Raw genomic sequence first — 12661 nt, forward strand, 5'->3', positions numbered from 1 at the left:
CCGCTATCGGCGCAGCCGCACCGTGGCCACCACGCCGCGGTGATCGGACCCCGGTAGGTCCACCGTGCGCAGCGACGTCGGTACGGGCCCGCCGCGGGTCATGACGTGATCGATTCCCAGCATCGGCGGTATCCGACGGTGCGCCGGGTAGGTCGCGGCGGCGCCCGCGCCGGTGAGTTCGGCGGCGTCGAGCAGGCCCGGTGATCCGTCGGGGCCGTGGCCGCGCAACAACTCTCGGAACTGCCGATGATCCCAGGTGGAGTTCATGTCGGCGCCGATGATCGTCGGGAGTGTCTCGGCGTTCAGGATCGACGAGAGTCGCGAGAGTTCGGTCTCCCAGCGCCAGGCCGGCTCCGGCCACGGCGGCAACGGATGCAGTGCGTAGACGGCGTGGCGGCCGTGGCCGTCGATCTCGGCCACCGCGCGAATGTTCCCCAGGCGGAAATGCTCCAGCACCATACCCTCGACGACGGGGAACCGGGAGAAGATGCCGATCCCCCGACCGTCGGGCAGGGCGTGGGTGAACGAATATCCCAGCGTCGCAGCCAGAGTCGAGGAGCGTAGCCGCGTCAGCGCCGCGTCGGTGAGCTCGACGACGGTCAGGATGTCGACCTTCTCGGCGCGCACCGTGGCAGCCAGCGCATCGGTGTCGGCGTCGCCGAGGTAGATGTTGGCCTGCATGATCACGAGATCGTCGGCCCGCGCGGACGCCGACCCGACGTAGAGCGGTACCTGGGTCGCCACGCCGGCCACCACCACGACGGCCGCGAGCACCGCGCCAAGGCGGCGCCGTACGGCGAGCAGCGCGGCCAGCCCGACGATCGAGGCGAGCACCAGCAACGGCGTGAACGCGGCGATCCGGCTGGCCGTCGAGCTGGTCAGCGGCGAATGATGAGCGGCCACCCCGGCGATCCCCGCACCGACCAGCACCGCGCCGACAACCGTTGTCACCCAACGGATTACACTCCACCGGATTGCACCGGTAGAGCTCGAACGACGACCACCTGTTGCCGGGGCCGGCTCACCCATAGGCGACGTCGATGGCGTAGCGGGTGAAGCCCAACCGCTCATAGGTGTGCAGCGCCGCGGTGTTGTCACCCTCCACGTACAGCAGCACCTCGTCGACACCCCGCGCGGCGAAGTAGTGCAGACCCGCCAGCGTCAGCAGCCGCCCGAGACCGCGTCCCTGCGCGGCTGGATCGACACCGACGACGTAGACCTCGCCGAGTCCCGGCCCCTGTGTCTTGGTCCAGTGAAAACCCAAGAGCGGTCGACGATCTGCTTCGCCGGCACCGGTTGCGGCGTCGAACGCCAGGAACAACCCGGCCGGATCGAACCAGTCCGATGCCACCCGCTCGGCGATCTGCTCCGGCGCCCACCCACCCTGCTCGGGATGCCAGGCGAAGGCGGCGTTGTTGACGCGAAGGATCTCCGCATCATCCGAAGGCCCTGCGTAGGTGCGCAATTCGATGTCGGCGGGAACCTCGAGGGCGGGCAGGCCATCGGCGCCGCCGGTTCGCCGCAGCTGCAACAACTCTCGCCGACGCTGCAGCCCGAGCGATGCGGCCAGCGCCTGCGCGGCCGGGAGATCGCCGTGCGCCCAGGCCCGCACGGCATCCGAGGAGGAAGCTGCGCCGGCACGTTCGCGCGCCGCGGTGAAGGCGGCGGTGAGTAGTGCCCGGCCGTGCCCCCGGCGACGCTGCTCGGGATCGACGACGGCCTCGATCATCGCCGGCTCGTCGTCGCGGCCGGGGACGATGTTGGCATAGCCGGCCGCGCTGATGACGTGTTGAACGCCCGCGCCGGCACCGTCGATGGCGAGGACAGCCTGTTCCGACAGTGGCGCCACCCCGTCGGCCGCGGTCGCTGCCGCGACGAGACGGTGTGCGTGCGAGGCCGTCTCGGGTGTCAGGGACTCGGTGACATCAACCTCGGGGACGTCAACTTCGTGGACCTCGACCTCAGGGGGCACTGAACTCCTCGTCGAAGGGATCGATCCGGGTGTCGCCGATGTCGCCGAGATCCTCGCCGGGCAGTTCGTCTCCGGAGTCCTCGACCTCGTCGTCGGCGGTCTCCGCCGAGGCGGAGCGGCCGCGCGTCGGGCGCACGGCCTTGTAGCCCACGTTACGGACGGTGCCGATCAACGACTCGTGGTCGCTGCCGAGTTTCGCGCGCAGGCGCCGGACGTGGACGTCGACGGTGCGGGTGCCACCGAAGAAGTCGTATCCCCAGACCTCCTGCAGCAACTGCGCCCGGGTGAAGACACGGCCGGCGTTCTGCGCCAGATACTTCAGGAGCTCGAACTCCTTGTAGGTGAGATCCAGCGGGCGTCCGCGCAGACGGGCGGTGTAGGTGCCCTCGTCGATGACCAGCTCACCGAGCGTGACCTTGCCGGAGGCCTCCTCGGCGCTGACGCCGCGGGTGCGCACGACGAGCAGACGCAGGCGGGCGTCGAGTTCGGCGGGGCCCGTCCCGGGCAGCAGGAACTCGTCGAGCCCCCAATCGGCATTCACCGCGACCAATCCGCCTTCGGTGAGCACCGCGGCCACCGGCACCGCCGATCCGGTGCTACCGAGCAGCCGGCACAGTCCGCGGGCCGCGGCCAGGTCGGTGCGGGCGTCGACGATCGCGACGTCGGCGTTACCCGCCTCCATCAGCGACGACACCTCCGTCGGCGCCACCCGCACGGTGTGCGCGAGCAGCGACAGGGACGGCAACACCGACTCCGGGTTGGGATCGGCGGTCAACAACAGGAGATCCACGTCCTTCTCCGATCTTCCTCGTCGCGCCTCGCGCACCTTACGCCCCGAGGCAGGGGGCCTCGGGGATGGTCGTACCCCGTCTCCCGGCCACCTCGACGTTGAGGCGATCCACCGATCGCGCCCGAAAGAGCATGTTTACTCTGCCTTACCAACATGTGCGCGACAGATGACAGAATAGCCGCAATGTCACGCTCGGCTGTTAACAAGGCAGACTCGGAGGCCGTGACCTCGGACGCAGCGACTCCTGCACCCTCGCGACATCGGCTCCGACGCACGCTTCTGGTGACGCTCGCGCTCGTCGTCGTCGTGGGTGCCATCGCGGTGATCGCCGACACCGTCACGGCGAGTCGCAGCGAACATCGCCTCTCGATGTCCCTCGCGAGTGCGCCGGGTATCACCTACCGGCCAGAGGTGACGCTCGGCGGCTTCCCGTTCCTGACCCATGCCTCCTCGGGCGAGTTCACCGGCGCCACGATCACCGCCCGTGGCGTGCCGATCCCGCACGGCTGCTCGTATCCCGCGGCCGGCCCCTGCTTCGCCGAACTCGGGGCGACGCTGGGAGCGCTGCGGGTCCCCGACGGCTTCGGCATCGGGACCACCGACACCCTGCGCACCGACTCGGTCACCGCCTACTCGCGACTCGACTCGGTGAATCTGGGCCGCATGCTGGGCATCCTGGATCTCACCGTCAACACCCCCGCCGGCCCCGACCGTGTCGGCGGCGGCGGACCCCAGTTCGGCAATCTCGAGCGCACCTCGGGCATCGTGCTCACCGGATCGGTGGCCCTGCCGCCGGCCTCGGCGCCGCCGACCGGTGCGACGCCGAGTCCGCAGCTCGCGCCGTCGGCTTCGGAGTACCCGGGCCCACGGACCAGGGTCAGCGTCACCGTCGAGGTATCGGTACGCGACGGCCGGCTGCACCTGCAGGCGACGGGCTTCTACACCGGGCCCGAAAAGCACGTCGACGCACCGGAACTCGCCGGCGCCGACAAGTCCGCCCTACGCGCGGCCGTGCTCGCGCGTTTCACAGCCACGCTGCCGCTGCTGCCCATGCCGTGGGACCTGCCGGCGACCGGGGCACACAGCTCGGGCAGCGACATCCTGCTCACCGCCGGGTCCGGGCCACGCGACCTGCTGCCCGAGCGCTTCTGACCTCGACGATCGCAACCACCGCCGGGGCGGGGACACGTTTGTGGCGGGTACCGATCGCTGTTGTACCCTCGTGGACATGCAACAGCGCCGTGAGTTCATGCTCACCCGCCGCCGGGCGATCGACTTCTGTCGAGTCGCCGACTGTTGCTGTCGCATCACGATGTGATCGTCTCGCTCGCGCCCGCACCGTCGCGCCCGAGTCGCCACGATCACTCGATGCCGGCCGGTACAGCGCGTTTCCCATGACGACGCCGTCCACCGAGATCTCGGTTCTCACCCGGATCATGCCGTCATCATCCGCCGAAGTCGTCGGCGTCCGACGCCGATCGCCTTCATCGCTGTTTCACAGATCATCTCCACCACACCCGATACCCACATCTACGGGAGGAAACACCCATGGCACGTTCCGACGTCCTGGTCAGCGCCGATTGGGCTGAGCAGAACCTGCACACCGACAAGGTCGTGTTCGTCGAGGTCGACGAGGACACCAGCGCCTACGACGGCGGCCACATCGAGGGCGCGGTCAAGCTCGACTGGAAGACCGACCTGCAGGATCCGGTTCGTCGTGACTTCGTCGACCGCGAGCAGTTCTCCGCGCTGCTCTCCGAGCGCGGTATCGCCAACGACGACACCGTCGTGCTCTACGGCGGCAACAACAACTGGTTCGCGGCGTACGCCTACTGGTACTTCAAGCTCTACGGCCACCAGGACGTGAAGCTGCTCGACGGCGGCCGCAAGAAGTGGGAGCTCGACGGCCGTCCGCTGTCGACCGACGCCGTGAGCCGTCCGGCCACCGAGTACAAGGCCGCCGATCCGGACAACTCGATCCGCGCCTTCCGCGACGAGGTCGTCGACGCCATCGGCGCCAAGAACCTGGTCGACGTGCGCAGCCCCGACGAGTTCTCCGGCAAGATCCTCGCTCCTGCCCACCTGCCGCAGGAGCAGAGCCAGCGTCCCGGCCACATCCCCGGTGCCATCAACGTGCCGTGGAGCAAGGCCGCCAACGAGGACGGCACCTTCCGCAGCGATGACGAACTCGCCGAGCTGTACTCCGACGCCGGCCTCGACGGCGAGAAGGAAACCATCGCCTACTGCCGCATCGGCGAGCGTTCCAGCCACACCTGGTTCGTTCTGCAGGAGCTGCTGGGCCACAAGAACGTCAAGAACTACGACGGCAGCTGGACCGAATACGGCTCGCTCGTCGGTGTTCCGGTTGAACTGGGAGAAGGTAAGTAATCATGTGTGCTGCACCCAAGCAGGGACAGAAGCTGCCCGCGGGCGTCGACGTCGAGAAGGAGACCGTCCTGACCGGACAGGTCACCGACAACTCCGGGAGCCCCGTCGCGGGTGCGTTCGTGCGGCTGCTCGACGAGACCGGTGAGTTCACCGCAGAGGTCGTCGCCAGCCCCACCGGCGACTTCCGTTTCTTCGCCGCGCCCGGCAAGTGGACGCTGCGTGCGCTGAGCTCGGTCGGCAGCGGTGACGTCACCGTCAATCCGGACGGACCCGGCGTGCACAGCCACGACATCACCGTCAGCAAGTAAGTCATCGCGGACTCCCCGACGGCCCGGTCACCCTCGCGGTGGCCGGGCCGTCGGCGTTCTCACCCGTTCTTCCTCGGGTCTTCCCAGAGCGGCCCGTGATTCATCTTTCACTCGGCCGGACCGACGACGTCCGCGCACACCCCGAGAGGTAAACTCCCACCCGTGGTCCTCTTCTTCGAAATCCTGCTGGGTCTGGCAACGCTGCTGATCATCTGGTTCACGCTGTACGTGATCTACCGCCTGGTCAACGACGAATCGTGACCCTGCCGTCCGACGGACAGCCCGACCCCGACGGGGCCGATACCCCACGTCGGTCGGGTGACGAGGCGATCAACCAGGCCGAGGTCCGTGCCGCCGAATCCGGCAGCCGCGAACGCAACACCCCCTCGTGGGACGATCTGCCGTTGCCCGCCGACACCGCCAATCTGCGGATCGGCGCCGACCTGCATCCGGGCCTGCTCGCCCTCCTGCCGATGGTCGGAGTCTGGCGCGGCGAGGGCGAGGGGCACGACCCGGTCAGCGGCAACGACTACCACTTCGCCCAACAGATCGTGGTCAGCCATGACGGACAGAACTTCCTCAACTGGGAGGCCCGTTCATGGGTGATCGACGACGACGGGAACTTCGTCCGCCCCGATCTGCGTGAAGCCGGCTTCTGGCGGATCGGTGAGGACGACAGCATCGAACTCCTCCTCACCCACGCCGAGGGCTCGATCGAGCTGTACTACGGCCGCCCGCTCAATCAGACGTCGTGGAATCTGACCACCGACGTCGTCATCCGCTCCGAGTCGGGCAAGCACACCGGTGGCGCCAAGCGTCTCTATGGCATCGTGCCCGACGGCGATCTCGCCTACGTCGAGGAACGCGTCGACGCCGAGGGCGACCTCACCCCGCGCCTGTCGGCCAAGCTGCGGCGTCACGTCGGCTGAACTGCGTCGGCTGAACTGCTGCGTCGGCTGAACTGCTGCGCCGTCACACCGGCGGCGGTGCATAGACCGGCGCCGGCGCGGGCGCCTTGCCACCCCAGATGATTCCGCCGATTCCCAGCAGCACCACCACGACGCCGAGGATCACGTGCAGGATCGCCGACGGTCCGGCCGAGAACGTGTAGTGGGCCTCGACGTACTGCGATGAGTCGTTGTCGAAGGTGCCGACCACCACCGAGGGGTCGACGACGGCCACCGTCGCCACGCCCGCACCGATGACCCCGAACAGCACGTTCACCGCGGAGAATCCGCGCCGGGCGACGTTGCACAGGATGAGGATCGACGACAGCAGCGTCGGGAACAGGATGAGTAGCGGCAGTCATTCACCGCGCATACGCTACCGTCAATCCCCCCATGCCACCCGGAAGGTCGATCAGTATGACGATTTGCCCGGTTTCCGACGGAATCGTCATACACAAGAACGTCATACACAAGGACCTGATACCCATCAGGGGCGCACGTGGATGACGTCGACGACGACCGGCCGCCCGGAATCCCGAGCCGCCTGTACGTAGTGGATGCCGGGGCCGGGAGGGATCGGGATCGATTCCCCGGGAAGCGCCACGACGAGGTCGAAGGCCCCGCCGAGCCCGGTCATCAGCACCGCGATCCGTCGCGGCCCCCGATTGTGGACGACGGCCATCCCCGCGACACTCTCGCAGAAAACCCCGGCGTCCGCGGCGTCGTGAAAGTCTGAGGCGCTGCGCGGTTCAGCGGCGCTGTGGGGCGTGGCCGAGTAGGGCGTCCAGAACTCGTCCGCACCGGGCATACGCGGCCAGTCGACCTCGTCGGGCCGTGGTGGGTGGATGAGGAAGGCGGGCACGCCGTCGTCGACGATCTGCCCGACGACGACCGGCCGCCCGCCGCGGCGTTCGGCCTGCAGCACGTGGAACTCGTTGTCCGGCAACGCTGCCGATGATCCCGCGCTCAGTGGTGTGAGCCGGGCACCCGACATCGCGGTGAAGCCGGGGATCGAGAGCACGGCGAGATCACTGCGTCCGCGGTTGTGCAGGGTCAGACGCGTGTCCGCGGAATCGGCGGTCAACGTATAGGTGAGGCCGCCGGCGTACCCCGCGATCCAGGTCCCCGCGCCGTCGTCGTTCCAGTCGCGATCGCCCGGGGTGAGAAATCGCGACAGTCGGCCGGTGGGTACCGAGAACTCCCGCGTCGATGCGGTCGCAATGCCCACGGTTGGTGATGAGGCAGTTTCGGACGAATCCAGGGTGCCGGTGTTCATGACGTCTCCCGCGTTGGTGGGCTGATCTGCACGTCAGTCCACACCGGCCGGGCCGCCCGAACACGAGTAGTGCACTACCCGAAAAACCGGGCGCACGAGAAAGACCTGAGCCCGCACATGGAACGACCCCCGCACCGCCCGGGGATTCGGGCCGAGCGACCGGACCAGGTCGGGTGCGGGGGTCGGGTGACCACCTGGTATTCGCCGATGCGAGGGATCGATCGAGGGATATCAGATGGATCTCCGCGTCAGCGGATGGTCACCTCACTTGTCCGTTTGCCAATCAACTTCGGACCACCTCCTTCCATGTGTACCGACGAAACTACGCCGCAATCGCAAGCCCGGCAACAGGTTTTCGTTCCGAGGGTTTTCACCCGAGATTCGCGTCAGCGCGCGACCGGGCTGAGGTCGACCACCCGAACCGACTCGGCACGCCCGGGATGCAGCGCCACCGCCGACAGCTGGTGCGTCACCACCACCACGGTGCGATCCGGGGCGAACATGCTCGATGTCGGGTCGAGGATGCGCCCCAGCAGGCGCTCGGCGTCGGCGGCGTCGAGGTGTTCGGTCGGCTCGTCGAGTAGCACGATCGGCGCACGATGTAGCAACGCGCGGGCGAGCAGCAGTCGCCGGCGCTGGCCACCGCTGAGCGATTCGGCGCCGCCGGTCAATTCGGTGCCGAGCCCGTCGGGCAGTTCGGCCACCCAGTCGGCCAGTCCCACCTCGGCGAGCGCCGCGTGCATCTCCTCGACGGTCACATCCCCGCGGGCGACGCGGAGGTTCTCCTCGAGCGACGTGGAGAAGATGTGTGCCTCTTCGGCGAAATAACATGTCGCCGAACGGATTACCAGCTGTTTCCCGGCGTCGTCGATGGCCGTCACCGACCCGCCGCGGGCATCGAGCAGACCGGCCATCGTCAGCAGCAGCGTCGACTTGCCGATACCGCTGGGTCCGACGACGGCCATCCGTGAGCCCGGCGTGAGCGTCGCGGTCACACCCGCCTCGGGGCCGAGCACGGCCGCATCCGACCATCCCCAGCGCAGCGCATCGAGGCGCAGTGTCACGGGCGCGGCATGCACGTCCACGTCGTCGATCGCCGCATCCCCGACGGTCGAGTCCTGACCGTCCGAGTTGCCCTCTCCGCTCCGGCGTACCCCGGTCCTGCGTGCCCCGTCGACGAGTGCCATCACCCGTGCGGCGCTCTGTCGACTGCGCTCGAGTTGGATTCCCGCCTCGGTCAGCGGCGCCGTGGACTCGAAGGACGACAGCGGCAACAGGATCAACACGCCGAGCACCATCGGCGTCAGCAGGCCGGTCGTACTCGACACGCCGGCCAGCGAGCCGGAAACCCCCGAGGCGAGACCGATCCCGATGACGCAGGCCGCGATCAGCGACGCCCCCAACGAGAGTGGGGTCGCCGCGGCGGCCAGTGCTTCGATACGTTCACCCCGGTCGGCGGCCCGGATCGCCTCGGCATCGGCTTGCCGCGCGGTGGCCAGCACACTGCGCCGCCGCCGGGAGACGACCAGTTCGGGCGCATGCCACAGGGCTGTGGTGGCCGCCTCGGCGACCGCGGTGTTCGCGCGGGCGGCATCACCCAGGGCGCGATCGGAGCCGCGGGCCGCCAGCCAGGGTGCTATAACCCCGGAGACGATCAGGGCGATCGCGAGGACGAGGGCGGCCCACCCGGAGACCAGCGCCATGATCGCCACGGCGGCCACCGAGGTCGTCATTCCGACGCCGATCGGGATGAGCGCCCGGATGAGCGCATTGCCGATCTCGTCGACGTCGTCTCCGGTGCGGGTCAACAGATCTCCGCGACGCAGGGTCACCGAATAGGCGGGCGATCCCGACGCCAACGCCACATACAGGCGTTCGCGCGCGGTCGCCATCGCGCCGAGTGCGAGGTCGTGGGTGGCGAGGCGCTCCAGGTACCGGAACAGTCCCCGCGAGATGCCCAGCGCGCGAACGGCGGTGATCGCGACCGACAGGTACAGCACCGGCGGCATCTGCCAGGCGCGGGTGATCAGCCACGCCGAGAGCGCAGCAAGCCCCAGCGTCGAGAGGGCACCGGCCACGCCGAGCATCAGCGACCACAGCACCGGCCGGGTGCGCAGACCGAGGAATCCCAGCGCGCGGATCAACGGATCACGATGCCGCCCAGTACTTTCGGCGACGTCAGAGGTCTCAGCGAGATCAGCGGACACCGAGAACCTCCGGGAGTTGGACGACGTGGTCGGCGTGTGCGCGGGCCACATCGCGATGGGCGACGACGAGCACGGTGTCACCGGCGCGCGCCCGCGCGGCCAGCGCGGCGAGCACCGACTCCTCGCTCGCGGCGTCGAGGTGTGCGGTGGGCTCGTCGAGCAGCAACAGCGGCGACGGCGAGGCCAGCACCCGCGTCAGCGCGAGCCGCTGCCGCTGCCCCGCGGACAGCCCGACGCCCCCGGTACCGAGCACGGTGTCGGCGCCGTCCGGCAAGGAGGCCAGTACCTCGTCGAAACCCGTTGCGGCGCTGGCACGATGGAGCTGTGCCGGGTCGAGGGCGCCGAAGAGGGCGAGATTGTCGGCGACGGTGCCGGGTACCACGACCGGTTGCTGGGGCAGCCACGCGACCTGCTCGTGATAGGCATCGGGCTCGAGCTCGGCCACCGGGATCGACCCGACGAGTACCGATCCCTCGTCGGGGGCGAGCAGACCGAGGACTGCGGCGAACATCGTCGACTTGCCCGACCCGTTGGGTCCGGTGAACACCGTCAGTTCACCTGGATTCGCGGTCGCCGTGAGTTCGTAGGGCGCCCAGCCGTCCCGGCCGTGCACACCGACGTCGAGCAGCCGGATCGGTTCTCCGGCAACGGTGCACGAACGCGTCCGGCCGACACCCGCGCCCGCGGAACCGGAGTCGATGAGATCGAGCACCTCGCCGGCAGCGGTCACCCCGTCGACCGAGTTGTGGAACTGCGCACCGACCTGCCGCAGCGGCAGATAGGCCTCGGGCGCCAGGATGAGTGCGAGAACACCTGCGTACAAGGTCATCTCGCCCGACACCAGTCGCAGGCCGATACCGACGGCGACCAACGCCACACTGATGGTCGCGAGGAACTCCAGAACCCCGCCGGAGAGGAACGCCACCCGCAACGACGACATCGAGCTGCGCCGGTGCGCCTGCCCGAGGTCGGCGACCTGCCGGGCGGGCGCGCGAGCGCGATTGAGCGCGCGCAGCGTGGGCAAACCGGTGACCAGGTCGAGCAGTTGAGCGCTGAGCCGGCTCATCGTCGCGAGCTTGCGCTCGGTGCGATCACGTGTCATCAGTCCGATGAGGATCATGAACAGCGGGATCAGCGGCAGCGTGATCACGATGATCACTGCCGACGGCCAGTCGGCGACGGCGATGACGGCCAGCACCGTCGGCGTGACCAGCACCGTGACGATCAGCGCGGGCACATATCCCGACAGATACGGCCCCAGTGCGCCCAGCCCCCGTAGCAGCACCGTCGTCGCGTGTTCGCGGCGCCGCAGCAGTTCTCGCGGCGGTGTGCGGTCCGGGTCGGTCAATACATCCAGGGCGCGGGCGCGCAGCTCGGCGATCGCCGTCGCCGAGGCCCGGTGCGCGTACCGATCGTGGCCGAACGAGGTGAGCACGCGGACGGCGACCGCTGCCGCCAGCACCCACAGGTGCACCGACTGGGCGGCGAGGGAACGGCGCGCCGGATCGGTCACCAACTCCGCGAGGATCGACGCCGTCATCACCGCGGTGACGATCACCGCGACCGTGGTGATCGCCGCCAGCAAGGCGGTCACCAGCACGTAGCGCCGGGTGGCGGGCGAATACCGGAGCAGGCGGGGATCGAGCGGCGGGCGGGCCCGCCGTGCGCGCCGGGAACCCCCGTCCTCCTCCGCTATTGCCATGCCTTCAACGACAAGCCGGTCGGTGCCGGGATCTGGCCGACGCTGATGCGCTTGCGGAAGACCCAGTAGGTCCAGCCCTGATAGGCGATGACGACGGGCGTCATGATCAGCGCGGCGATCGTCATCACGGTCAGCGTGTAGTGACTCGACGCGGTGTTGGCGACGGTCAGGTTGTAGGCCGAATCAGTGGTCGACGGAAGCACATTCGGGAACAGCACCGAGAACAGCGTCGCCACGGTTCCGGCGATGGCGATCGAGGTCGCCAGGAAGGCGATGCCCTCGCGCTGCACCTGGGTCGCCGCGACCATGACCAGCGCGGCGACGGCGGCGATGAGCACCGGAATCCACGTCCAGCCGTTGCCGTAGGCGAACTGCGTCCACAGCAGGAACGCCGCGGCCACGACGAGCGTCGGAATGGCCAGCAGCTTGGCGTATCTCATCGCATCCTGCTGCAGCACACCGCTGGTCTTGAGTCCGAGGAAGACCGCACCGTGGGTGAGGAATGCGAGCAGCGTGGTGACACCGCCGAGCAGCGCATACGGGTTGAGCAGGTTGAAGAATCCGCCGGTGTACTGGTGCGCGGCGTCGATCGGCAGCCCGCGGACGACGTTGGCGAAGGCCACGCCCCACAGCAGCGCGGGAATCCACGATCCCAGGCCGATGCCGACGTCGCACCACATCCGCCAGCGCGGGTCGTTGATCTTGCCCCGCCACTCGATGGCCACGACCCGGGTGATCAGTCCGATCAGGATCAGGAACAGCGGCAGGTAGAACGCGGTGAACATCGTTGCGTACCAACCACCGAACGCCGCGAACAGCGCGCCGCCGGCGGTCAGCAGCCACACCTCGTTGCCGTCCCACACCGGGCCGATGGTGTTGAGCAGCGCACGCCTGCGCTTGTCCGGGTCGGCGGCGTCGTCGTCGGCCGCGACCTTTTCGTCGCCACCGGTGTGGCTCGCGCCGAGGAACGGCATCAGCATGCCGACACCGAAGTCGAAGCCCTCGAGAACGAAGTATCCGATGAACAGGACCGCGACGACGATGAACCAGAAGTTTTCGAGTGACATCTGT

At 68.7% G+C, this 12661-nt stretch carries 12 protein-coding genes; 4 read left to right on the forward strand and 8 right to left on the reverse strand.

The annotated features are described in order from the left end of the window. Nucleotides 1-3 precede the first annotated feature (3 nt). The 3 genes from J6U32_RS24350 to J6U32_RS24360 form a co-directional block, all read right to left on the reverse strand. On the reverse strand, nt 4-951 hold the full coding sequence (locus J6U32_RS24350; protein WP_208792516.1) for an endonuclease/exonuclease/phosphatase family protein: 948 nt from the start codon (nt 949-951) through the stop codon (nt 4-6). A gap of 70 nt (nt 952-1021) precedes the next feature. Continuing rightward, nucleotides 1022-1972: a mycothiol synthase gene (mshD, locus tag J6U32_RS24355; RefSeq protein ID WP_208792517.1), complete on the reverse strand. Its 951-nt coding sequence runs from the start codon at nt 1970-1972 to the stop codon at nt 1022-1024. Further along, nucleotides 1962-2762 (reverse strand): winged helix-turn-helix transcriptional regulator, encoded by an 801-nt coding sequence (locus J6U32_RS24360; RefSeq protein WP_208792518.1) that lies wholly within the window; start codon nt 2760-2762, stop codon nt 1962-1964. The genes mshD and J6U32_RS24360 overlap by 11 nt, the downstream gene beginning before the upstream one ends. Before the next feature lie 183 nt (nt 2763-2945). Here J6U32_RS24360 and J6U32_RS24365 point away from each other — a divergent pair, with 183 nt between their 5' ends. The 4 genes from J6U32_RS24365 to J6U32_RS24380 all read left to right on the forward strand — a co-directional run bounded on the left by J6U32_RS24365 (nt 2946) and on the right by J6U32_RS24380 (nt 6387). Next, on the forward strand, nt 2946-3914 hold the full coding sequence (locus J6U32_RS24365; protein WP_208792519.1) for an LmeA family phospholipid-binding protein: 969 nt from the start codon (nt 2946-2948) through the stop codon (nt 3912-3914). 396 nt (nt 3915-4310) lie between these two features. Beyond that, a complete protein-coding gene (locus tag J6U32_RS24370) occupies nt 4311-5150 on the forward strand; it encodes a sulfurtransferase (protein WP_208792520.1) in 840 nt (279 codons plus the stop codon). A 2-nt stretch (nt 5151-5152) separates the two neighbouring features. Continuing rightward, nucleotides 5153-5458, forward strand: coding sequence for a DUF1416 domain-containing protein (locus J6U32_RS24375; protein WP_208792521.1), 306 nt, complete (start codon nt 5153-5155; stop codon nt 5456-5458). 257 nt (nt 5459-5715) lie between these two features. After that, nucleotides 5716-6387 (forward strand): FABP family protein, encoded by a 672-nt coding sequence (locus tag J6U32_RS24380; protein WP_014361343.1) that lies wholly within the window; start codon nt 5716-5718, stop codon nt 6385-6387. Between the two features lie 43 nt (nt 6388-6430). Here J6U32_RS24380 and J6U32_RS24385 read toward each other — a convergent pair whose 3' ends face one another. The 5 genes from J6U32_RS24385 to cydB all read right to left on the reverse strand — a co-directional run bounded on the left by J6U32_RS24385 (nt 6431) and on the right by cydB (nt 12657). Next, the gene (locus J6U32_RS24385) at nt 6431-6682 is read right to left on the reverse strand and encodes a hypothetical protein (protein ID WP_244332334.1); all 252 of its coding nucleotides are present in this window, start codon (nt 6680-6682) and stop codon (nt 6431-6433) included. Between the two features lie 210 nt (nt 6683-6892). Next, nucleotides 6893-7681, reverse strand: a complete 789-nt coding sequence (locus J6U32_RS24390; protein ID WP_244332336.1) for a hypothetical protein — start codon at nt 7679-7681, stop codon at nt 6893-6895. A gap of 386 nt (nt 7682-8067) precedes the next feature. Next, complete coding sequence (gene cydC, locus J6U32_RS24395) at nt 8068-9825, reverse strand: thiol reductant ABC exporter subunit CydC (RefSeq protein WP_208796314.1); 1758 nt, start codon at nt 9823-9825, stop codon at nt 8068-8070. A gap of 52 nt (nt 9826-9877) precedes the next feature. Then, on the reverse strand, nt 9878-11590 hold the full coding sequence (gene cydD, locus J6U32_RS24400; RefSeq protein WP_208792522.1) for a thiol reductant ABC exporter subunit CydD: 1713 nt from the start codon (nt 11588-11590) through the stop codon (nt 9878-9880). Continuing rightward, a complete protein-coding gene (cydB, locus tag J6U32_RS24405) occupies nt 11581-12657 on the reverse strand; it encodes a cytochrome d ubiquinol oxidase subunit II (protein ID WP_208792523.1) in 1077 nt (358 codons plus the stop codon). Before cydB ends, cydD begins: the two co-directional genes overlap by 10 nt. Nucleotides 12658-12661 lie beyond the last annotated feature (4 nt).

Source organism: Gordonia polyisoprenivorans (assembly GCF_017654315.1).
GTDB lineage: Bacteria > Actinomycetota > Actinomycetes > Mycobacteriales > Mycobacteriaceae > Gordonia > Gordonia polyisoprenivorans_A.